The organism is Pseudovibrio japonicus (assembly GCF_014651595.1).
Classification (GTDB): Bacteria; Pseudomonadota; Alphaproteobacteria; order Rhizobiales; family Stappiaceae; genus Pseudovibrio; species Pseudovibrio japonicus.
Map to the genome: position 1 here is coordinate 271111 of NZ_BMXE01000002.1, position 20885 is coordinate 291995.

The window sequence follows — 20885 nt, forward strand, 5'->3', positions numbered from 1 at the left end:
TTATGGGGGGATTATTGGGGCGGCGGGCGTTTGCGTTGTTATGTGCGTTGGTTTGAGAATATTGCGCATTTTTTGCGCTGAACAGGAATATTGATATGGACACGTCTGTCGCAACGCCTACCCGATTTTTCATCCGCAGCACCCAGCTTAATGACGCAAACGAATTGCTCGCTCTGCTCAACCGACTCATCGAGATCGGCGGAACAACTTCAATGCAAAAGCCGATGAACAAAGGTGAGTTCATCAGCATGTTCATTGATGGTGATTTGATGGAGACCAGCGTCTGCGCGATTGACCGCGAGAGTGGAGAGCCGCTTGGCTTCCAGATCGCAGGGCATTACAAAGACGTTCCCGCTGGCTGGGTTGAGGTTGGCACCTTTGTGAAGCCTGGGCTGCATAAAAGCGGAATCGGTAGTGCGCTTTTCAAGGCAACTTTGGAAGGACTGGAAGGCAAAGGGTTCAAGGCCCTGAACGCCCTGATCCGCGCCGACAACACAGGCGGTCTCGCCTACTACAATTCTCGTGGGTTTAAAGAATATAAGAGAGAGAAGGCAGTACCACTCGATGATGGGACGCCAGTAGATCGAGTTTATATGCAGTTTGACTTAGCGTGAGTTTGGAGTGAGTGTTCCAACACATCCTTACCGAAGTTGCTTCGGTGAAAGCTCTTAGTTTTGCATGTGATGCTCTGGGTCCCGGACCTGCGCTACGCTTGTCCGGGAGACACTCGGGGGCTCGTTGGGGCGCGGTTCCATTTGGTGGAGCTAACTTCTGTAGGTCATCCCGCACTTGATGCAGGATCTAGTCAGAACCTGCCACGCACTCGCTCATTTATTGCTCTGAATAGGAATATTGGTATGAACACACCTTCAGCAACGGCTACTCGATTTATCGTAGGCAAAACAGAGCGTAGTCATGTGAATGGGCTACTTGCTCTACTTAATCGGATCATCGAGATCGGGGGGACAACCGGACTTGAGAAACCACTGAGCACGGAAGAATTCATCGAGTGGTTTCTTGAAATTGATTTGCTGGAGAGCAGCGTTTGTGCGATTGACCAAGAAACCGGCGAGCCGCTTGGGTTCCAAACCGCGAGCCACTACGGAGATATTCCTGCTGACTGGGTCGATATCGGTACCTTCGTGAAGCCCGGCTTGCATAAGAGCGGGATTGGTGGTGCACTCTTCAAAGCAACTTTGGCAGGGCTACAAGGCAAGGGCCTTATCGCCATCAACGCCACCATCCGCGCCGACAACACCGGCGGCCTCGCCGACTACAGCTCTCGTGGTTTCAAAGACTATAAGGTGCTGGAAGCCGTTCCACTTGCTGACGGGACACTGGTAGACCGGATTTGTAAGCGATATGATTTGGTTTGAGTGGGCTGAGTGCTGCGATGTGGGGCCATATTAGGCTCTGAGCAAACCATTCACTTTTGAGTTTGACGCTCTGGGTCCCGGATCTGTGCTGCGCTTGTCCGGGATGACGGGTAGGAGGGCAGGTGCATAGGGCGCGATACACTCTGGCCGCGGTGCTCCATCGACGGCATCCCACACTTGGTGTGGGATCCAGTAGGCATGGTGGCAGGTATCATGTAATTGCTGTGATATGGGCTTGAGACTGCCGTTATCAGGTCACAGATTTCCCTCGTTATAGTTGTACAAGAGCTTTCTGGCTGCGTGGCAGACACAGAGAGTTTAAAGGATATTTCCCTTTTTTCTGGTTGGTTCAAGCTGCTTTAAATCATTGATTTATCGCATATTTCCAGATTATGACCGGAGGTCCGTTTCCGGAGTATGCTTTTGGTGCGGAGTGTGCAGATGATATCTCGTTTGTATAGCGAGTTTGCCGAACAATATGACGAGGCACTTCAGGAAAACGTTTACTATGCATTGCTGGAGCGGCCAACGTTGCTTGGCATGCTGCCTCCACTGCAAGGGCTGAAGGTTTTGGATTTGGGGTGCGGACCGGGTGTGTATGCGCAGTTTTTACATGAGCATGGTGCGGATGTGACTTGCATTGACGAGTCCGCGCAGATGCTGAAACTGGTAAAAGAGAAGCTCGGAGATCACGTGAAATGCTACAGCGCTGATCTGTCTGAGGGCCTGCCGGATCAGCTGGACGGTGATTTTGATCTGGTGATCTGTCCGCTGGTGATCCATTACATCGAAGATCCGAGTAAGCTTCTTCAGGATATCGCGCGGGTGCTGAAGCCGGGTGGTTTCTTCGTGTTTTCAACGGTCCATCCGCTTCTTGATGCGCAATTCTCCCCGAGTGGCACCTATCTACGTCAGGAGTATGTGACGATGGAGTGGGGGGTTATTGGCGATCCCATTGAATTGAGCTTCTATCGCCGCCCGCTCTCCATGCTGTTCGGCTGGCTTGCCGGGGCTGGGTTGTGTGTGTTGGACCTGCGCGAAGGAACGCCTTCTGCCGAGATGAAGAAGCGATCTCCTCTCCATTATGAGAGACTTCAGAAGAACCCCAGTTTTATCTTCCTCAAATGCCAGAGGCACAGTAGCGCCTAGGTCGTCCTTTGCAGGAACTTCACTGTCACTGGTAACTTACAGGCCTGTAAGTCTTAGGATTTCTGCGGGATTTCTCCCGCAGAGTCAGTTTAACTGCACTAGCTGTGGCAAAACCACGTTTCATTTCATAGGGATATTGACTCTGCGACACTCACAGGCGTGTTCGTTGGTTTGTGTCACCCTTCTGTGTTTGCAAAGCCTTTGTAAATGCTGCTGAAACGATCATAACGGGTCTTGTTAAGGCCTCGATCGCTGTAGCCGACGCGGGACTGTGAGCGGTAGTGGACGACGCCTGCCTGCTCATCAATCCAGAGCTCTACATCATCGTTGTAGCCCATCTGTTCGGTGGTGAAGACGGCATGCATGTATGGGCCTTCTGCCTTTCTTACTTTGTTTCTACCCATCTCCTGCAGTGTGTCTGCCAGTGCAGCCTGGGTTGCTTCAAGTGTGGCAAGCATAGGCAGTGGGTCAACGTGGCGGGATGCTGTTTCCTGTGTTTGCGAGGAGACTGCATTCGGGGATTTGGGCAGTGGGGCAAACTGGCCATCCTGCACGCCCACATAGTCAGGCACTCTGGAGTTTTGCCAGATCATCTTTGCTGTGACACCAACGACAAGTGCGACCAGCAGAATTGCAATAATTGCCATCTTTGAAAGACCTTTAAATATCATCGTTTTCAGTTATCCCACTTGCATAAAGCATAACTCATTCTGAGAGCGCTGGCGACTTTGTCCCAATACCAGAACCACAGTAAAGACTAGAAGCGGGGCCGAAAGGTTATCGGACACCGCGTGGCCAGTATTTTTCACTGGCCGCTGCTTTGCAAGTGCTCCAGATGTCGGTCATTCAGCTAGGTGCAACGTCTGGAACGGGTTCATTTGGTCGTCACGCCAATCACTTTCTTAAGTGCCGGTTGGTTCCAAGTGGTCAGGATCAGCAGGAAGGCGAAAAGCACTGAGGCTGCCGCGATGAAGAATGGCAACTGAATGTCGATGCTCATTAATCCGCCGCCGATCAGAGCCATCACTCCTGCGGTCAAACAGAGTATGGATGTGCTGATGCCCATTACCCAACCCTGATCTGCCTCCCCTACGCTGCCGGAGAAGAAGCCCAAGATCGTTGGGTATGTGACGCCGAAGCAGAAGAAGTAAAGGAACAAGGGGAACATGCTCAAGATGGCCGTGGGGACGAGCGCGAATGTGAAGACGCTAAGTGCCATTATGGTCAGCATTGTGCACACAAGACGCTTGCGGCCAAAAAGACTTTGCGCAGGTTTGACCAGCAGGCCGCTGGAGATTGCGAGGGCTACACCAACGACAAGCATCGCGAAACTGCCGCCCACTTCACCGTAGCCAAACGCACTGGTCAGGTAGTTGACGACAAAGACGAAAAAGGTTTGGTTTGCGATCATGAAACAGATGAAAACGGGAAGTATTCTCATGACCAGCGGAAAGTCTTTCACGCGCACCAAGCCGCTGTAAAGATCCTTGGCATGAAACCTGAATGGCTCCCGGTCTTCGCGTACATCATGATAGAAGAACGCAACCAGCCCCATGGCGATGAGCACCAGAACGACCGTTGCATAAAATGGTAGCGTAAAGCTCGCGTAGTGGCCGATGAACTGCTGGCCAGACAGGGCCGCCCCGATAATTGGTCCGCCGACAAGGCCGAAGCTGACGCCCAAGATGATGTAGCCCATATTGCGGTCACGGTCGATTTCGTTTTCGCTGGCGTCAACCATCGCTGCCTGTGCAACAGCCTGATTTCCGGCAGAAAAGCCCGTGATCATACGGCCCAGGATCAACAACCACAGACTGCCAACATAAAGCGAGATGATGGTGATGGTGTAGCCGATCAATGCGCCTGCCAGACAGATCTGAAGTGCAAATTTTCGGCCAATGCTGTCTGACGCCTTTGAGAGGTAGATAACCCCTACAAACCACGCGAGAAAGAATAGCCCTATGACGAGGCCATAGTTGACATGGCGGATTGAATCGGGGGTATCGAAGGCCAGGAAGTTGGTCGTGGGGTCCATGATCAAGACATTGACGATCGGGAAAACCAGTCCCTGGCTGATCAGGTCAACAAAGACCACAAACAACAACGCTACCTTGGCCATAAAAGACATGAAGTAACTCCTGATAAGCTTGGTGACGAGTCCAAGCTTGTATAAGGCATTGCGGCTTGCTGCGTGCCAACTGGACTGCCTACCCATGCCGAGTAAGGTGGCGGGTATGTCGTGGTGCGCCTCAATAGAGCCCGCATTGGCAAGGTGTGCCGGAACGCCATGCAAGAGAGCAAGACCACTCCATTATACGGAGCGGGCCCCTCATTCCATCTCCAACAAATCAGAAGATTATCGATGCTATCATATCAAAATTGGCAGTGTTTTAATCAAGTTGACCGGCAGGCGAACAGCATACGCGTCATCCTGTCTCGGCATATACTGGGCAGGCGACATTTGTTGTTTGCGGCGGATAGAATGGGCTTTAGGCGAAAAGATGCACGCAAATTTAAGGCTTTAGGCCTTCAAATCGGGTAGATCAGTGCCATAAAACTTGACGATTTCGCAATTTCACTCTTAATTGCCCTTTTAATAGCAAAATTGCTGCTTAAATCTCTCGTAGCGGGAGAAAAGCAACAAAAGGAAGCCTTTGCAGATGAATTCAGAACGCTCTACGCAAACCACTGAGCGCCAAGAACCTACGCCACTTTTAAAGCTGGCTCTAGAGCTCGGTCCATTGGGCGTTTTCTTCATCGCCAATTCCAGAGGCGAACAGCTTGCCGAGATGTTTCCGACACTGGGAGCACTTGGTCAGCCGATCTTTATTGCGACCGCTGCCTTTATGGTGGCGATCTCCATCTCCCTCACAGTTTCCTACGTGATGACCCGTCATCTGCCTGTGATGCCGCTGGTTTCCGGCGTGGTGGTGCTCGTGTTCGGCGCGCTGACCCTGTACTTGCAGGATGAGCTGTTCATCAAACTCAAGCCAACCATTGTGAACACCCTGTTCGGGTCGATTCTGCTGGGCGGGTTGTTCTTCGGTAAGTCGTTGCTGGGATACGTGTTTGACAGTGCCTTCAAGCTGGACGCAGAAGGCTGGCGCAAGCTGACTATGCGTTGGGGCCTGTTCTTCTTTGTGTTGGCGCTGATCAATGAGATTGTCTGGCGTAACTTCTCGACCGACTTCTGGGTGGACTTCAAGGTCTTCGGGTTTATGCCGATCACCATGGTCTTCACCATGATGCAGCTTCCGCTGATCCAGAAGCACAGCCTTGAGAGCGAAGAGAAGAGCTAAAGCTCTCTCACTTCTACAGAATGCAGACAAAACGAAAGCGCGGTTTGGGCCGCGCTTTTTGTGTTTTATAGCAGTGTTTTCCGGATTAGCGCGGTGCGCGCTTTGCCAGGATGCGCTGCAGCGTTCTGCGGTGCATGTTCAGGCGACGAGCGGTCTCTGAAACGTTGCGATCACACAGTTCGTAGACGCGCTGGATATGCTCCCAACGGACGCGGTCAGCGGACATTGGATTTTCTGGTGGTGGAGCCTTATCGTTTGGACGGCGGGTCAGCGCTGCCAGAATATCATCTGCATCAGCAGGCTTTGCGAGGTAGTCAATCGCGCCAAGCTTTACGGCGGTCACAGCGGTTGCGATGTTGCCATAGCCGGTCAGGATGATTGCGCGCGCGTCCGGCTTCTTCATACGGATGGCTTCAACCACGTCCAGACCGCTGCCATCTTCAAGGCGCATGTCTACGACAGCATAATCAGGTGCCTGTGCTGCAACTTTACTCAGCGCTTCTCTTACGCCATCTGCGGTTTCCGTCTGGAAACCCCGTTTCTGCATCGCACGTTCCAAGCGCTGCTGGAATGCACGATCGTCATCAACGATTAGAAGGCGTCCAAGAGGTGCAACTTCTGGTTCTGTCATTTTGCAGGTCCGATTAATCTACGGTATTCACAGGTCACTTTAGTATATTTTTCGTTTAAGGGAAGTTCCCAACAGCCTTTATAGCCAGATTTCGCTAAAGTATTTTTACTAGGATACCTAGAGATTTACTCTCAGGTTTCTGGAGTTTGCGCTCCCTGATCCATAGTTTCACGTGGCCAGCGAATATGAACCAGTGCTCCGTGGTCTGGATCTTTTCGATTATGAAAATTCACCTTTCCGCCAGATCGTTCCAACAATGTTTTGGCAATAAAGAAGCCTAGACCCAGCCCGCCGCCTGACTGGCGGTCCTTTTCGTCTTCAAATTCTTCCGCTCCATCCTCCGAGATTGCAGGTGCAGAGCGCTTGGAAACATAGGGTTCACCCATCCTTGCAAGCACGTCTGGCGCGAAGCCCGGACCGTCATCCAAAATAAAGATTTCGACTGATTTGTCGTCCCACTTTGCTTCGAAAAGAACGGTGGTTTCCGCGAAATCAACTGCGTTTTCAACGAGATTGCCAAGGCCGTAGCTGATAGCCGCGTCACGGACGCCAACGGGCTCTGGTCCGGTGCCTTCTGCCTTGACCTTGATGTCGATGCCGAGGCCCCGGTGAGGGTCGGAGACGTCTGACAGGAGGAGCGAGATCGGCATGCGCTGGAATACCTGATCGGCATCACTGGAGAGGCTGGTCAACTTCTTGAGGATCTCACGGCAGCGTGCCGCCTGAGAATAAACCAGCTCAGCATCTTCACGCAATGGGTCACCCTTCTCAAACTCCGTGGAGAGCTCTTTTGCGGTCAGATAGATGGTGCCCAGCGGTGTCCCTAGTTCGTGCGCAGCGGCTGTTGCCAGGCCGTCCAGCGCCGACAGGTGCTTCTGGTGGGCCAGAACCATGTCACTGGCTGCCAGTGCATTGGAGAGCTGGCGAGCCTCCTCTGCGATGCGCAGGGAATATGTTGCCATGAAGAACATGGAGCACATGAGCGAGAACCAGACACCAACGAGGTACAGAGGCGGCAGATCAATCTGCGTGCCGTCATACCACGGCAGCGGCATGTGGAAGGCAGTGAGCAGTGTGACGACTGCTCCGGCAAGTGCACCGAGGATGATGGTATTGCGGGCAGACAGCGCGGTTGCGGAGACAACAACAGGAGCGAGAATGAGAAAACAGAACGGGTTGCCCAACCCACCAGTGAGGTAGAACAGACCACCTAACTGGATGATATCGTAAGCCAATTGGGTGGCAGCTGCATTTTTGGAAATGCGCGTACTTGATGGCCAGCGGATTTTCAGGATGACATTGAGCCAGGCTGATGCAGCAACGAGAACATAGCCGTAGCCAATGGGCAGCGGGAAGTCGAGCAGATAGTGCACCACAAGTAGAGAGACAGTTTGCCCAACGACTGCCAACCAGCGCAGGCGCACAAGCGTATCCAGCTTGATCTGCGGGTCCAACAGACGCGACTGTCCGTCCGGTGTACTTATCATTTATTCTCGCTCCAATAGGTCATAAAGGCCCTTCATAAATCACAGGTGATCCACTTGCCAATGGGTTATAAGGCAGAACTGCCCTGTTTTGAGGCTGAAATGTTAGCATAGCCTTGTATCCGCCTTTGCGGCATGTTAGCCACCATTTAGTTGCGCAGGTACGGCAAACATACGCTCGTGAGTGACAGTGTGTTGTACCAGTGATTTTTATTGCGACACGGGAAAAACGATATGAGTGAAGCTAATACTGCCGGTGCACAGGGTGAACAGGGTGAAGCAGCTGCTCCAGGCATGAACATCCTGGCTCAGTACATTAAAGATCTGTCTTTCGAAAACCCTAATTCTCCGAAGTCTCTGCAGCCGGGTGAACAGCCTAAGCTGGACATCAACGTAAACGTTGGTGCGACTCCAATTGACGAGAACCAGTTCGAAGTCATTATCACGCTGAACGCAAAAGCGAACACTGCCGAGCAGGTTCTGTTTGCTGTTGAACTCGTTTACGGTGGCGTTTTCCAGATCACTGGTGTTCCTCAGGAGCATATGCATCCGTTCATTCTCATAGAATGCCCACGCATGCTGTTCCCGTTTGCACGTAACATTCTTGCAGATACCACACGCAATGGCGGCTTCCCTCCACTGCTGCTGGACCCAATCGATTTTGCGGCTCTGTACCGTCAGAACCTTGCTCAGGCAGCTCAGTCTCAGCAGGCTGCTCCTGCAGACAACGGCGAAGCAAAGCTCAACTAAGGCTTTCTTCCGGGACTTTTTTGAAGCCACGCTGGGTTCCAGTGTGGCTTTTATTTTGCCTGCAATTCGATAGTTCGATCTAGGAAGATGTTTATGTTCGCCACCTAGGATAGCCGCAGCTAACGGATAGAGGCCTTTTGAGACTTATGACGCGGCATCCAAGATTTCAGAAGATCATTGGTCAACTGGGCGTTGCCGCCCTTTTGATAATACCTGTCAGCGCCCTTGCACAGGAGCCGGATATTGCCGGACCTGAGGACTGGCACGCCTACAGCTATTCTGCCGAGCAGATCACCGGCAACATCATTCTGGCTCCCGGCGCCATTGAGATGGGTGATGCGGGTGTTCTCACCATTGCAGGTGTTGAAGGGTATACCCCAAACCTCTTTACCTTCTCCGGCGCATCCTCTCTCGACCTACCCGAAGGCAAGCACTTTTGTGAGGATGGCGTTGATTCCGGCTACATGATTATTGACCGCTCGCAGGAAGACTTTCTTGTGATTGACGTATTTGGCGGAGATGAGCCACCAGTTGCTGGCAGAAGCGTTGATCAGCAACCCGGGTTCTGCGGGTCGTTTACCTACAACAAGTCATAGGGGCGGATGCATGGCGCGTTTCACGATGAACTCTGGCCTGACCTCTGTGTTTATGGGGGCCCTGCTCCTTTCCACTCTACCTGTCTCTGCCTCATCAATAGATGCAGCAAATGAGACTGGTGAACGGTGGGAGGCTTTCAGCACCACAGCGCAAAGCATCACAGGCGATATCATTGTCACTCCGACATCTATCACCATGGCCAGTGGAAGTGTTTTGCAGATCGAACCATTTCCCGGTGACGTTCCCAATCTCTATCGTTTTACGGGGGCCGAGCACCTCAGGCTGATCCGTGACAACACGCTTTGTGGACCAGACACGACAGACGGCTATCTTGTTCTGGTTTCTCCCGGTGACAACATGCTCGAGATTGACGTTTTTGACGGCGATCCGCCACCGGGAAGCGTGGACAACATGCATAGCGCGCCAAACTTCTGCGCTTCTTACATCTACGACAGACCCTGATAGACGCAGCCCTGATTTTGCTGCGCGCTCCTTTCCAGTGTTTACGATTGGCTCATTCTGGTGTTCACTGGCTGCGCTGCCCTAACGACATGGCGTAGGGGCGTTGCCAATGGAGCGGACTAAGCTCTGCATCATGAGCCTTTGTTCAACTTTGGCCCCTCGTTTCAACTGGTCCTTAATTGCTCTCGGGAAATGCACATTGGCTTTTCTCTTCTGTTGAGACCGCGGATTTTCTGATGTCTGAGAACGCTTACGCACTGGAAGTTTGCTATAATCTGCGTGGTGGAAACCGGGCGTTGCTGCTTGATGCCTTTGCCAATGTGCGCAAGGAGGACTTCCTGTTCCCTCCCCCGTGGTATGTTGCCATCACGACCCCCGGATATGGGCGCAGAGCTGTTTTGCGGGACCCCGCTGAGCTTTATCAGGACATGCTGGTTGAGCTGGTGCCTGAGGACCGTATCAATACCGGGCAACCGTCTCTTTGGGCGCAGATCTTCAACTGGTCAGACCTTAAGCCGGGCATGACGGTCTATGAATCCGGCTCTGGCCTTGGTTATTTCACGGCAATCATCGCGCATATTGTTGGGCCTCAGGGCACTGTTTATTTTGATGAGCCCCACGAAAAGCTGCGGGATCAATGCCGCAAGAACTTGCAGGGCCTCGCGAATGTGCATGCAAAGTATCCCGGCACATCGCTGGACCGGACCTATCTTTGTTACGGCACCACCACCATTCCTGCCGAACTTTACCGCAACACCAAGATGCGCGGGCAGATCGTGTTTCCCTTCACCGACAGCTGGGGGCACGGCTATTTTGTGATCCTGAAGCGGAAGAAGAAGTCCTGTGACCTTAAGGTTGGTTCACCCTGTTCGTTTGTTACCAGCCGAGACTACAAGAACAGCGCCTTTGCCAATGAACTGGCCGATCTTCATGACATGACGATCGACAACAGATTCGTTGAGCAAGCGCTGGATAATACCGAGCTGGATGTCGCGAAAATGATCGATCTGGCGCTTGAGGCTTCGTAATACTCCACACCTCTATGTCGCAGGGGAATCCGGCTTGCCAAACACCAGATGGCTCTATAAGCTCATTGATGTTGCGCATGAGCGTAACTCCCGAAACGTAACCAAAGGAGGTGTTTGATGATTGTGATTAAGGTGCCTCAGGCAGGTTCGTTTAAATAGGCAATACGCCTTACCTGCCTGACCCACTTTGGGGTCCATATGCGTTGGCTATGGCGACCCTTTGGTGCTGTTCTATTTCAGGCAGATAAATGTCCAATAAATTGATTGAGCTGGGTTGGTCAGCTCACTTTATGATGCAGCTTTCTGATGACGAGCTGCAAACCCTTCCTGTTGCGCGCATCACGCAGGTTCACCGAACCCAGATGATTGCCATCTGCGACGAGGGAGAGATCTCCTTAAGCGTACCGGGCCACGGCTCCACCGGCAATTATGCGGTTGGGGACTGGGTTGTCTATGACGCTCATTTTCAGGTTACGCGCCTTCTGGACCGGCTGACGCTCGTGGAACGACGGGCTGCAGGCGAAGACGTGCGTGCGCAGCTGATTGCCGCGAATCTGGATGTGCTGTTCATTACCACCTCCTGCAACAAAGACTTCAACATTGCACGCCTTGAGCGGTATCTGGCCGTTGCACAGCAAGCGGGCATTCAGCCCGTTGTTTTGCTGACAAAGGCTGATCTGGTGGAGAATACGCGCGATTTTGAGATGCAGGTGCAGCAGGTTGATCCGCTGTTGCCAGTGATTGCGCTTGATACCCGCGACCGGTTTCAGATCATGCCACTGTTCGATTGGTGGAAGGCTGGGCAAACAGCAGCGCTTGTCGGGTCCTCCGGTGTTGGAAAGTCCACCATCCTCAATAGCTTGAGCGGGTCTGAGGCCAGAACAGCCGGTATCCGCGAGGATGATGCCAAAGGGCGCCATACCACGACGGCACGGTGTCTTTACCCCATTGGAGAAGGCCGTTGGCTTATGGATACGCCGGGCATGCGTGCCTTGCGTCTTTATGATGTTGCCGATGGCGTCTCCGCCGTGTTCCAGGATCTGGTTGATCTTGCCGAAGACTGTCGGTTTTCCGATTGCAGCCACGAGACAGAGCCGGGCTGCGCCATTCAGGCAGCGATCGAGGCCGGTGATCTGGACGCCGCGCGGTTGAAACGCTGGAAGAAGCTGGAACGGGAAGAGCAATACAACAGCGAAACCGTGGCGCAGTCGCGGTCTCGCGCAAAAAACTTCACGAAAATGGTCCGGCGCGTACAAAACGAAAGCCGCCTAATCAACGGCAAGACCTAAAACACCTTTACTGCGCTCCCGCTGCTTGGTGGGAGCGCAATAAGGAGCGTTCTAGGTAGCTATTGTGGAAGTACCCTCCCCCTTGAAAGTTGTTCTTGACTTCAGCTTAAGTTGAAGATGCAGAAGGAGAATATTGGGAAGTTCGGGGAGTGACATGCGGGTTTTTATTTTGGGTGGTACTGGGTCCATCGGTACGGAGCTTGTGAAGCAGTTACGGAGCAGGTCGCATGAGGTAATTGCGCTTAGCAGGTCTGCGCGGTCTGATGAAAAGCTAAAGAAGCTAGGCGCTATCCCGTTTCGTGGGGATATGAGGGAACCGGAGGGGTGGGTTTCCGAGACACTGAAGCATGATGCTGTAATACAGGTCGCAGCAACGTTCAGTGACGATATGGCGGAAGTCGACAACCGTGTTACCTCAGCCCTCATAGATACCTCATCTGAGCTCACCGAGAAGCGTCGTATCCTCTACACTGGTGGGTGCTGGCTTTATGGGGAGACGGGGGATGAGGTAGCAACGGAAGATCGAGCGTTTGATCCTTTACCGGCGTTCGAATGGATGGTGAAGAATGGCGAGAGGCTACTCAATTGCGCCAGCTTTTCGACGGCCATTGTCCATCCTGCCTTGGTTTATCACGAGGAAGGTGGTGCTTTTGAGCGCATGATGACAGCTGCGCGCGAGGATCAACCTATTGAGGTTTGGGGCACACCTGAGACGCGGTGGGCGATTATCGAGCGGTCAGACCTTGCGCGTGCTTATTGCGAGTTTTTGGATAAGCCCGTTCTGACTGGCCACTTTAACGCTGCCACTCAGGAGTGTGTGCGTGTGGGTGACATCGCGAACTGGCTTGCGAGAAGATACGATAATACCAATCCCATGATCATCCGCGGAGCAGACGAGTTGGTTCGGGAATATGGCTCATGGGCAAAAGGGCCGACACTTGATCAGCAGATGTCTGCGGACAAGCTTATGAAGTTGACTGATTGGCGACCACAGATCACTGACTATCGAAACTTAAAGCTGGCTGCGGGAAGCCATTACGAGAACATCAGCGCTTAAACCAGCATCTTTGAGATGATGTTGATGTTCTGGTCTTCCTGATTTGCTTGGAGTGCCTCGATCCCTGCTCGCATGCCTTTGACGAGGGTGTCGACGGACATGCTGGGGGCGCCGAGGTTTTGGAGCATGGCGGCGACTTCTGGCAGGTGTGGCAGGTGGAGCCAGCCAGCGCGGATTGGGAGTTTGTTTGTCTCAATGTGGTGCAGAACGCCGTACATCAGATGATTGCAGCAGAACGTGGCGGCGGAATCCGATATGTCCGTTGGCACGCCTGCGTCGCGCATGGCTTGGGTCATGGCTCTTATAGGAACGGTTGCGTAGTAGCCGACAGGTCCATCCGGTACGGTCAGTTCGCCCTGTAGCGTGCCGCCTGCGGTATCGGTGACACCATAGCGAGCGCAATCGTTGAGGTTTTGGGCGAGGCGCTCCAGTGTGATCATGGTGCGGCCACCGTATTCGCCAAGCATCAGGACAGCGCTGGGTTTAAGCTCTTCAATGGCAGCAACTGTTTCTTCAATGCAGCGGAAATAAGCGCCTGAGACGATGCGGGAGACGATGCGTGCGCCCGCGATCTCTTCACCATCCAACGCCATTGCCAGCTTTTCTGCCGGATTGGTGGGGGTGTTGGCATAGGCGCCGAAGCCTGTGATGAGAATTGTATCCATTGGATGAGCTCCCTGTCATACCATTTCCGTAGATTGTATCGGGAGCTGTTTAAGATGGAGCAAATGAGCCTCTGCTGGACAGAGGCTCAGTGATTTTGGAGCTTACAGAGCACTTTCGATTTCGGCCACGACAGCTTCGGCGGCGGCACGTGGGTTTTCGGCGCGGTAGATCGGGCGGCCGATGACGAGGTAGTCGGAACCGGCTTTGATGGCGTCGTATGGGGTCATGACGCGGCGCTGGTCGCCTGCGTCAGCGCCTTTTGGACGGACACCCGGCGTTACGATGCAGAGCTTGTCGCCGACTTTGGCGCGCATGGCTGCGGATTCCAGCGGGGAGCAGACAATTCCGCCGACGCCTGCCGCTACAGCGTCGAGTGCGCGCTGTTCAACCAAGGCTGCGGTTGGGCCAACATAGCCTGCGTCTTTGAGGTCTTGCTCGTCCATGGAGGTGAGCACGGTGACGCCCAGAAGGCAGAGGTCTTTGTCGCCGACTTCATCCAATGCCCGAACAGCTGCGCGCATGTTTTTTGGGTAAGCGTGCAGGGTCATGAACTTCATGCCCATTTTGGCAACGTTTTTCACTGCGCTGGTGATGGTGTTGTCGATGTCGAGCAGCTTCACGTCCAGAAAGATGGAGTGGCCTTCTTTGGCCAGCTCTTCAGCGAACTGAAGGCCGCCTGCGAACTGGAGCTGCATGCCGATTTTGTAGGTGCCAACAAGTCCTTGTGTTTGCCTGACGAGCTGGCGCGCCTCGTCAACCGTTGGAACGTCCAGAGGGAGGATCAGGCGATCGACTGCATTGGCTGGGCGGTAAGACATGCGAGGCTCCAAATATCAGTTAGATAAACGGCTCAGTTCCTAACAGTTTGTGTCGAGAAATTCCAGAGGGAGTAGCAGATCCTAGCTTTTTCATCTTTGGGTATTTTCAGCGATCCCTTAGCCTGTTAAAACGGCGCGTCTTTAATTACTTGTGCAGGGGTTTTGCATGAGTATAAGGGCTATAAACATATCAAGGGACACCCCATGCGTCAGGCCACCATTGCCCGCGGCACAAAAGAAACCACAATCTCTGTTTCCATCAACCTTGATGGTACAGGCAAATACGACATTAAAACCGGTGTCGGTTTCTTTGATCATATGTTGGAACAGCTTTCCCGACATTCGCTCGTGGACATCACGGTCCGCGCTGACGGTGACACCCATATTGACGACCACCACACCACTGAGGATGTGGGCATTGCTCTGGGACAGGCGTTTAAAGAAGCGCTTGGCGACATGAGCGGCATCACCCGCTATGCGGATACGCATCTGGCGATGGATGAAGCGCTGACCCGCGCGGCGCTGGATGTTTCCGGTCGTCCTTTCCTTGTCTGGCAGGTGGACTTTCCACGGGACAAGGTCGGCACGTTTGATGTTGAACTGTTTGAAGAGTTTTTCCGTGCGTTTGCGATGAATGCAGGTTTCACTCTGCATATTGCGAACCTATATGGCACCAATTGCCATCATATTGCGGAAACATGCTTTAAAGCGGTTGCGCGTACTGTACGCACAGCTATCGAACCAGATCCACGCCAGAGTGGACGTGTGCCGACGACGAAAGGTCAGCTTGGCGGCTAACCTTACCGGCCCGCAGCTCTGCTCATTCAGGGAGAATGCAATTGGCTGTCTACTATGTCATGACCGGACCAGGGGTCTCGCTTGACCACCTGAAGGATGAAGACACGCACAACATCAGGTTTGTAAGAGACGGCTTTTCGTGGTGGGCACTGCTTTTCCCTCTGCTGTGGACGCTCTACAACCGGATGTGGCTGGCCTTCCTCGGGTATCTGGTTGCGGTCATTGCACTGGTATTTCTTGCCAATGTCTTTGGCTCGACGACGGGTGTTTTTCTCACTGTTCTGGCGACTTTGTTCTTTGCAATGGAAGCCGGGTTCCTGAAAAGCTGGAGCCTGCACCGCAAAAAGTGGCGCACTATCGGGTTTGTGAATGCCTCCAATCTGGATGAGGCAGAGATCCGTTTCTTCGACCGCGTTTCCAGAAATAAACGTGAAGCGCGGCCTCCACAGGGGCCTGTGGCCCCACAAACCAGCGGCACAGACGTCGTTGGACTGACACTCAAACGATAATAGGAGTTCCTTCATGAGTGTGGCAATTATTGATTATGGTTCTGGCAACTTGCGCTCCGCAGCAAAGGCGTTTGAGCATGCAGCCCGTAACCATCATCATACTCATGAGGTGACGGTGACGTCTGATCCTTCGGTGGTTGCCAAGGCTGACCGCATTGTGCTGCCGGGTGTTGGCGCGTTTGCGGATTGCCGCCGTGGTTTGCACGCCGTTGATGGTATGGAAGAGGCGCTTGCTGAAGCTGTGCTGGGCAAAGGCAAGCCTTTCATGGGCATTTGCGTTGGCATGCAGCTGCTGGCGACCCGCGGGCTTGAGTTTGAGAAGGCCGAGGGGCTGGACTGGATCAGCGGTGATGTGACCGCAATGAAGCCAGCTGATCCCGAGCTGAAAATTCCGCACATGGGTTGGAACACCATCAACGTGACTGGTGATGAGCATCCGGTGCTGAAAGGCATCAAAACCGGTGGTGATGGCCTGCACGCTTACTTTGTGCACTCCTACCACTTTGCGACCGCAAATCCGACACACCGTTTGGCGAGCTTTGACTATGCAGGTGAGTTTACTGCGATGGTGGGACGAGACAACATCGTCGGCACGCAGTTTCACCCTGAAAAGAGCCAGAAGCTGGGCCTTTCCCTGATCTCCAATTTCCTGAGCTGGGCGCCGTAACGGCTGCCCGCTTTCAGCGACACAGACAAGTCCAAGGACAGAATTATGATTATTTTTCCAGCGATCGATCTTAAAGGTGGTCAGTGCGTTCGTTTAAAACTGGGCGACATGGATCAGGCAACCGTGTTTAACGATGATCCGGGTGCGCAGGCAAAAGCGTTTCAGGATCAGGGCTTTGAATGGCTACACGTTGTTGACCTTGATGGCGCGTTTGCAGGCGAGAGCAAGAACGGCGCAGCGGTTGATGCGATCCTTGCCAACACCACTAACCCAGTTGAGCTGGGAGGCGGTATCCGCACCAAGGAGCACATCGACAACTGGTTGGCGAAGGGCGTTGCGCGTGTCATTCTTGGCACCGTTGCGCTGCGCGATCCTGAACTGGTGAAGGAAGCTTGTAAGAAGTATCCTGACCGCATTGCGGTTGGTATCGACGCAAAAGGCGGCAAGGTTGCGGTTGAAGGCTGGGCGGAGACCTCCGAGCTGACCGTGATTGAGCTGGCCAAACAGTTTGAAGATGCTGGCGTTGCTGCGATTATCTACACCGACATTGACCGGGACGGCGTGCTGAAAGGTCTGAATATCGAAAGCACTCTTGAGCTTGCGAATGCGGTCAGCATTCCTATCATTGCTTCCGGTGGTCTGGCAGACATCAAAGACATCGAGCGCTTGATCGAACCTGACTGCGATATTCTTGAGGGTGCGATCTCTGGCCGCGCGCTGTATGACGGTCGCCTTGACCCTGCTGAAGCGCTTGCGTTGATCAAGAAAAGCCGGGAGGGCCTCGCATGACCCTGAAGGCACGTATTATTCCATGCCTTGATGTGAAGGATGGCCGCGTTGTGAAAGGCGTCAACTTTGTTGACCTGATCGACGCCGGTGACCCTGTTGAGGCAGCAAAGGCCTATGATGCGGCTGGTGCTGATGAGTTGACGTTCCTCGACATCACAGCTTCCAGCGATAATCGCGATACGATCTACGATGTTGTGAAACGCACTGCGGAAGCCTGCTTTATGCCGGTGACTGTCGGCGGCGGTGTGCGAACCGTGGAAGACATTCGCAAACTGCTGCAGGCGGGCGCGGACAAAGTTTCCATCAACACCGCTGCTGTGAAGAACCCTGAGTTCATTCGCGAGGCGGCGCAGAAGTTCGGCAGCCAGTGTATTGTTGTCAGCATCGACGCCAAGCGCGTTTCTGCCGAGGGCGAGCCGGAGCGGTTCGAGATCTTTACCCATGGTGGCAGGACACCGACGGGCATTGACGCGGTAGAGTTTGCCAAAAAGGCCGTTGATCTGGGTGCCGGTGAGCTGCTGGTGACGTCCATGGACCGGGATGGTACACAAGAGGGCTACAATTTGCCGCTTACCCGCGCCATTGCGGATGCGGTACATGTACCTGTGATTGCATCCGGTGGGGTTGGAACTCTGGATCATCTGGTTGAGGGTGTCCGTGATGGACACGCGACTGCTGTGCTTGCTGCTTCAATCTTCCATTTTGGGACCTACAGCATTGAAGAAGCCAAGCAACACATGGCAGATGCCGGGATTCCCATGCGTCTGGATAAGTAAATTTCGCTCGGGCATTTTGATCAATGCCGGTGCGGCCTCAACAAGGCTAGTCAAATGACCAATTTTACCCTGTCGGATCTAGAGGCTATCATTGCAGCACGTGCAAACAGTTCCGACGAAATGTCTTACACGCGCAAGCTCATTTCAAAAGGTGTCTCCAAGTGCGCACAAAAGCTTGGAGAGGAAGCCGTTGAAACTGCAATTGCGGCCGTAGAAGGTGATAGGGACGGCGTTGCTTCTGAAGCAGCTGACCTGCTTTATCATCTACTTGTTGTTATGAAGGTTTCAGATGTGTCGCTGGACGAAGTCCTGGCGAAGCTTGCGGCACGTACCGGACAAACCGGACTTGAAGAGAAGGCGTCCCGTACGGACGACTAGCTTCTTCCTGAAACGCGAAGTGGGAGGCACGAGGGGCCTTGAGCGCTAACGCTATGCAAAAAGAATTTGCTCCAGTCCAAGAACTGGACCTGTCTCCCTACTCTGTATTTACAGAGACTGAGTGGGCGTCTTTACGCGCAGACACGCCAATGACATTGAGCATGCACGAAATTGAAGAGCTGCAATCACTCAACGACTATGTGTCTCAAGAGCAGGTAAAGAACATCTATCTGCCTCTTTCGCGTCTGCTTGCCTATTACGTGGAAGCCTCCCAGAGCCTTCAGTTTGCGACGAAGCGCTTTTTAGGCATGCGGCTGACGCGCACTCCGTTCATCATTGGTATTGCGGGCTCGGTGTCTGTGGGCAAATCGACCACAGCGCGTCTGTTGCAGGCCCTGCTCTCGCGCTGGCCTGCCAGCCCGAAGGTGGACCTGATCACCACTGACGGCTTTTTGTATCCCAACGCTATTCTGGAGTCGGAAGGGTTGATGCGCCGGAAGGGTTTTCCGGAGAGCTACGACCGCTCTGCACTGCTCAAGTTCCTGACTGACATCAAGGGCGGGGAACACGAAGTACGTGCTCCGATCTACTCTCACTTCTTTTATGATGTGATGCCTGGACAGTTCCTCACGGTCGAACAACCGGACATTCTGATCGTTGAAGGGCTGAACGTTTTGCAGACCTCGCATCAGCCTAAAGCAGCGAAGGCAGTGCCCTTTGTTTCCGACTTTTTTGACTTCTCGATCTACATTGATGCGGAGGAGCAGGTGCTGCAGCGCTGGTACCTGGAACGCTTCATGCGCCTGCGCGAAACTGCGTTTCGTGACCCTGGATCTTACTTCCATAAATTTTCCACAATCTCGGATGATAAGGCGCAGGAAATCGCGAAGGACCTCTGGCAGAACATCAATCTGGAGAACCTTCGACAGAATATCTTGCCGACGCGTCCCCGCGCTGACCTGATCCTGGCAAAGGGTGCAGACCACAGCATTGAGACGGTCGCGCTACGCAAGATCTAACCGAGCAAACGCGCTCTTACATGGCTGACTCCAAGACTGGCCCCCGGAGGTAGGAGCCAGCGTGCTTAGCAATTGTAAGTGTGTTGTGCACCTGCCGGCTCTCCACTGGAGGGCCTATTGAACCACCTTGCCTGCCGGTGAGCTGGAGCCCCCCGAGCAGGACCTTGCGTCAGTAATGCAACAGCGACGCACCATCATCAAACAGGCATGAACCACGAAGCGCGGGAGCGCCTCGCTGATTTCGTATTGCCAAAATCTGACGATCCCGTAGGCGACGCTTTCGGGAACCGGTGCCGCTGTGCCCAAAAATGCTTTCGGAGGAAGTATGCAACAACTTGGAAAAGTATTCGCGTATGCAACACTAAGTCTTCTGGTTCTCTCTACAGCAGTCACTGCCGAAATAGGCACCTCACATAATGAGCCTTCCGTGACTAAACTCCCGGTTTCTCCGGGTTCAGGCACTATTACTCTTCCACAAAACAAAATGACGACATCTGGCAATTACAGCGTGTCGCTGCCCATTGCTGCAAAGGGTTGGGAGGCTGCAGGAGATGGCTCTGTGGGCGAGACTCTGGAGCAAGTCCTGCCAATTGGTACGCAGCTAAGCGTGCTGGACTGGACTAAGGACGCGGACAAGGGCGAACTTGTTCGTCTGGGTGTTGAGCATCCGGAAGGTGAATGTAACCTCGCCCCTGACATTTATGTTTCCATCGCAGATTTCTCCAGTTACGCACTGGATGAAGTCGAGACCCTCACCCCTATCGAAGCCAATGAGATTACCCGCGCTGAGGACGACAGCTATCTGGGCTATATCGCTATTCTTCTGGCAGCTGCCTCTGGCCGTTCGAGCTCCTCCCGTCGCTCTCGTGGCATGACCTATTGCTATCGCAATGTGAAGAACCACCTGCTTTCAGAAGGTCTCGTGGATACGTACCTGCCAGGTGGGTCAGCCTATATGGCGATTGAAGAACTGCCCAAGAACGGCTTCCGGCGCTTGCGTGTCAGGCACCCAGACCGCGCACCAAACGGTTCCGTCTGCGTTTATGACCGCGACTCGCGCAATCGCCACGGCCATATCGAGGTCAAAAAGAGCAAAGACTGTTACTGGTACGGCTATGGCTGCAAGGCGAAGTCGATGTACGACAGTCGTGAATTCTACGATTGCTTCGCAAAAGGCAACGCCAGACCGAATTTTTTTGCGTTTCTTTCCTCGGGTAACAACAAGGATGGCAACAAGCGTGGAAACACACGCTCTAGCCGCAAAAGGAATCCTTCCTGACGCTCATAGTTGACGCCAAATATAACAAACCCCGGCCTTTCAGCCGGGGTTTTTATTTTGTTTA

Annotated in this window: 24 protein-coding genes; 18 read left to right on the forward strand and 6 right to left on the reverse strand. The window is 53.4% G+C overall.

Features of this window, described 5'->3' with window-relative positions; all coding sequences use genetic code 11:
- The first annotated feature begins 95 nt into the window (after positions 1-95).
- From IE076_RS06020 to IE076_RS06030, 3 genes are all read left to right on the forward strand, one after another.
- Positions 96-614, forward strand: a complete 519-nt coding sequence (locus tag IE076_RS06020) for a GNAT family N-acetyltransferase (RefSeq protein WP_189435873.1) — start codon at positions 96-98, stop codon at positions 612-614.
- Positions 615-857: 243 nt separating this feature from the next.
- Positions 858-1376, forward strand: a complete 519-nt coding sequence (locus IE076_RS06025; protein WP_189435874.1) for a GNAT family N-acetyltransferase — start codon at positions 858-860, stop codon at positions 1374-1376.
- Positions 1377-1817: 441 nt separating this feature from the next.
- Entirely contained in the window at positions 1818-2525 is a 708-nt protein-coding gene (locus tag IE076_RS06030) for a class I SAM-dependent DNA methyltransferase (protein WP_189435875.1), read from the forward strand.
- Positions 2526-2701: 176 nt separating this feature from the next.
- On the opposite strand, the gene IE076_RS06035 is transcribed toward IE076_RS06030, so the two are convergent.
- Both IE076_RS06035 and IE076_RS06040 read right to left on the reverse strand, forming a co-directional pair.
- Positions 2702-3172, reverse strand: coding sequence for a DUF1499 domain-containing protein (locus tag IE076_RS06035; protein WP_189435876.1), 471 nt, complete (start codon positions 3170-3172; stop codon positions 2702-2704).
- Positions 3173-3399: 227 nt separating this feature from the next.
- Complete coding sequence (locus tag IE076_RS06040; RefSeq protein WP_189435877.1) at positions 3400-4653, reverse strand: MFS transporter; 1254 nt, start codon at positions 4651-4653, stop codon at positions 3400-3402.
- A gap of 532 nt (positions 4654-5185) precedes the next feature.
- On the opposite strand from IE076_RS06040, the gene IE076_RS06045 reads away from it, so the two are divergent.
- The gene (locus IE076_RS06045) at positions 5186-5824 is read left to right on the forward strand and encodes a septation protein A (protein ID WP_189435878.1); all 639 of its coding nucleotides are present in this window, start codon (positions 5186-5188) and stop codon (positions 5822-5824) included.
- A gap of 85 nt (positions 5825-5909) precedes the next feature.
- On the opposite strand, the gene IE076_RS06050 is transcribed toward IE076_RS06045, so the two are convergent.
- The gene (locus tag IE076_RS06050) at positions 5910-6455 is read right to left on the reverse strand and encodes an ActR/PrrA/RegA family redox response regulator transcription factor (protein WP_054664184.1); all 546 of its coding nucleotides are present in this window, start codon (positions 6453-6455) and stop codon (positions 5910-5912) included.
- 131 nt (positions 6456-6586) lie between these two features.
- On the reverse strand, positions 6587-7942 hold the full coding sequence (locus IE076_RS06055; RefSeq protein WP_189435879.1) for an ActS/PrrB/RegB family redox-sensitive histidine kinase: 1356 nt from the start codon (positions 7940-7942) through the stop codon (positions 6587-6589).
- Positions 7943-8173: 231 nt separating this feature from the next.
- Between IE076_RS06055 and secB the strand changes: the two genes are divergently transcribed.
- From secB to IE076_RS06085, 6 genes are all read left to right on the forward strand, one after another.
- Complete coding sequence (gene secB / locus IE076_RS06060) at positions 8174-8689, forward strand: protein-export chaperone SecB (protein ID WP_189435880.1); 516 nt, start codon at positions 8174-8176, stop codon at positions 8687-8689.
- A gap of 146 nt (positions 8690-8835) precedes the next feature.
- Positions 8836-9285, forward strand: coding sequence for a hypothetical protein (locus tag IE076_RS06065; protein ID WP_189436342.1), 450 nt, complete (start codon positions 8836-8838; stop codon positions 9283-9285).
- A gap of 10 nt (positions 9286-9295) precedes the next feature.
- Complete coding sequence (locus IE076_RS06070; RefSeq protein ID WP_209008900.1) at positions 9296-9748, forward strand: hypothetical protein; 453 nt, start codon at positions 9296-9298, stop codon at positions 9746-9748.
- A gap of 236 nt (positions 9749-9984) precedes the next feature.
- Complete coding sequence (locus IE076_RS06075; protein ID WP_189435881.1) at positions 9985-10776, forward strand: protein-L-isoaspartate O-methyltransferase family protein; 792 nt, start codon at positions 9985-9987, stop codon at positions 10774-10776.
- A gap of 248 nt (positions 10777-11024) precedes the next feature.
- Entirely contained in the window at positions 11025-12065 is a 1041-nt protein-coding gene (gene rsgA / locus IE076_RS06080; RefSeq protein WP_189435882.1) for a ribosome small subunit-dependent GTPase A, read from the forward strand.
- A gap of 154 nt (positions 12066-12219) precedes the next feature.
- On the forward strand, positions 12220-13122 hold the full coding sequence (locus IE076_RS06085) for an NAD-dependent epimerase/dehydratase family protein (protein ID WP_189435883.1): 903 nt from the start codon (positions 12220-12222) through the stop codon (positions 13120-13122).
- Here IE076_RS06085 and pcp read toward each other — a convergent pair.
- Both pcp and pyrF read right to left on the reverse strand, forming a co-directional pair.
- Positions 13119-13787: a pyroglutamyl-peptidase I gene (gene pcp, locus IE076_RS06090; RefSeq protein WP_189435884.1), complete on the reverse strand. Its 669-nt coding sequence runs from the start codon at positions 13785-13787 to the stop codon at positions 13119-13121. The genes IE076_RS06085 and pcp overlap by 4 nt on opposite strands.
- Positions 13788-13889: 102 nt before the next feature.
- On the reverse strand, positions 13890-14606 hold the full coding sequence (gene pyrF, locus IE076_RS06095) for an orotidine-5'-phosphate decarboxylase (protein WP_189435885.1): 717 nt from the start codon (positions 14604-14606) through the stop codon (positions 13890-13892).
- 204 nt (positions 14607-14810) lie between these two features.
- Here pyrF and hisB point away from each other — a divergent pair, with 204 nt between their 5' ends.
- From hisB to IE076_RS06135, 8 genes are all read left to right on the forward strand, one after another.
- Positions 14811-15404, forward strand: coding sequence for an imidazoleglycerol-phosphate dehydratase HisB (gene hisB / locus IE076_RS06100; protein ID WP_189435886.1), 594 nt, complete (start codon positions 14811-14813; stop codon positions 15402-15404).
- A gap of 35 nt (positions 15405-15439) precedes the next feature.
- Entirely contained in the window at positions 15440-15913 is a 474-nt protein-coding gene (locus IE076_RS06105) for a DUF2628 domain-containing protein (RefSeq protein ID WP_189435887.1), read from the forward strand.
- A 13-nt stretch (positions 15914-15926) separates the two neighbouring features.
- Complete coding sequence (hisH, locus tag IE076_RS06110) at positions 15927-16580, forward strand: imidazole glycerol phosphate synthase subunit HisH (RefSeq protein WP_189435888.1); 654 nt, start codon at positions 15927-15929, stop codon at positions 16578-16580.
- Positions 16581-16625: 45 nt separating this feature from the next.
- On the forward strand, positions 16626-17369 hold the full coding sequence (gene hisA, locus IE076_RS06115) for a 1-(5-phosphoribosyl)-5-[(5-phosphoribosylamino)methylideneamino]imidazole-4-carboxamide isomerase (RefSeq protein WP_189435889.1): 744 nt from the start codon (positions 16626-16628) through the stop codon (positions 17367-17369).
- The gene (gene hisF, locus IE076_RS06120) at positions 17366-18145 is read left to right on the forward strand and encodes an imidazole glycerol phosphate synthase subunit HisF (protein ID WP_189435890.1); all 780 of its coding nucleotides are present in this window, start codon (positions 17366-17368) and stop codon (positions 18143-18145) included. The genes hisA and hisF overlap by 4 nt, the downstream gene beginning before the upstream one ends.
- Positions 18146-18199: 54 nt before the next feature.
- The gene (locus IE076_RS06125; protein ID WP_189435891.1) at positions 18200-18523 is read left to right on the forward strand and encodes a phosphoribosyl-ATP diphosphatase; all 324 of its coding nucleotides are present in this window, start codon (positions 18200-18202) and stop codon (positions 18521-18523) included.
- Between the two features lie 53 nt (positions 18524-18576).
- Positions 18577-19542 carry a type I pantothenate kinase gene (coaA, locus tag IE076_RS06130; protein ID WP_189435892.1) on the forward strand — a complete coding sequence of 322 codons (966 nt, stop codon included), beginning with the start codon at positions 18577-18579 and terminating at the stop codon, positions 19540-19542.
- Between the two features lie 427 nt (positions 19543-19969).
- Complete coding sequence (locus tag IE076_RS06135) at positions 19970-20821, forward strand: hypothetical protein (protein WP_209008902.1); 852 nt, start codon at positions 19970-19972, stop codon at positions 20819-20821.
- Positions 20822-20885 lie beyond the last annotated feature (64 nt).

Coding starts and splice junctions, on each gene's coding strand:
- IE076_RS06020 (WP_189435873.1), top strand. CDS start 96: ATGGACACGTCTGTCGCAACGCCTACCCGATTTTTCATCCGCAGCACC.
- IE076_RS06025 (WP_189435874.1), top strand. CDS start 858: ATGAACACACCTTCAGCAACGGCTACTCGATTTATCGTAGGCAAAACA.
- IE076_RS06030 (WP_189435875.1), top strand. CDS start 1,818: ATGATATCTCGTTTGTATAGCGAGTTTGCCGAACAATATGACGAGGCA.
- IE076_RS06035 (WP_189435876.1), bottom strand. CDS start 3,172: ATGGCAATTATTGCAATTCTGCTGGTCGCACTTGTCGTTGGTGTCACA.
- IE076_RS06040 (WP_189435877.1), bottom strand. CDS start 4,653: ATGTCTTTTATGGCCAAGGTAGCGTTGTTGTTTGTGGTCTTTGTTGAC.
- IE076_RS06045 (WP_189435878.1), top strand. CDS start 5,186: ATGAATTCAGAACGCTCTACGCAAACCACTGAGCGCCAAGAACCTACG.
- IE076_RS06050 (WP_054664184.1), bottom strand. CDS start 6,455: ATGACAGAACCAGAAGTTGCACCTCTTGGACGCCTTCTAATCGTTGAT.
- IE076_RS06055 (WP_189435879.1), bottom strand. CDS start 7,942: ATGATAAGTACACCGGACGGACAGTCGCGTCTGTTGGACCCGCAGATC.
- secB (WP_189435880.1), top strand. CDS start 8,174: ATGAGTGAAGCTAATACTGCCGGTGCACAGGGTGAACAGGGTGAAGCA.
- IE076_RS06065 (WP_189436342.1), top strand. CDS start 8,836: ATGACGCGGCATCCAAGATTTCAGAAGATCATTGGTCAACTGGGCGTT.
- IE076_RS06070 (WP_209008900.1), top strand. CDS start 9,296: ATGGCGCGTTTCACGATGAACTCTGGCCTGACCTCTGTGTTTATGGGG.
- IE076_RS06075 (WP_189435881.1), top strand. CDS start 9,985: ATGTCTGAGAACGCTTACGCACTGGAAGTTTGCTATAATCTGCGTGGT.
- rsgA (WP_189435882.1), top strand. CDS start 11,025: ATGTCCAATAAATTGATTGAGCTGGGTTGGTCAGCTCACTTTATGATG.
- IE076_RS06085 (WP_189435883.1), top strand. CDS start 12,220: ATGCGGGTTTTTATTTTGGGTGGTACTGGGTCCATCGGTACGGAGCTT.
- pcp (WP_189435884.1), bottom strand. CDS start 13,787: ATGGATACAATTCTCATCACAGGCTTCGGCGCCTATGCCAACACCCCC.
- pyrF (WP_189435885.1), bottom strand. CDS start 14,606: ATGTCTTACCGCCCAGCCAATGCAGTCGATCGCCTGATCCTCCCTCTG.
- hisB (WP_189435886.1), top strand. CDS start 14,811: ATGCGTCAGGCCACCATTGCCCGCGGCACAAAAGAAACCACAATCTCT.
- IE076_RS06105 (WP_189435887.1), top strand. CDS start 15,440: ATGCAATTGGCTGTCTACTATGTCATGACCGGACCAGGGGTCTCGCTT.
- hisH (WP_189435888.1), top strand. CDS start 15,927: ATGAGTGTGGCAATTATTGATTATGGTTCTGGCAACTTGCGCTCCGCA.
- hisA (WP_189435889.1), top strand. CDS start 16,626: ATGATTATTTTTCCAGCGATCGATCTTAAAGGTGGTCAGTGCGTTCGT.
- hisF (WP_189435890.1), top strand. CDS start 17,366: ATGACCCTGAAGGCACGTATTATTCCATGCCTTGATGTGAAGGATGGC.
- IE076_RS06125 (WP_189435891.1), top strand. CDS start 18,200: ATGACCAATTTTACCCTGTCGGATCTAGAGGCTATCATTGCAGCACGT.
- coaA (WP_189435892.1), top strand. CDS start 18,577: ATGCAAAAAGAATTTGCTCCAGTCCAAGAACTGGACCTGTCTCCCTAC.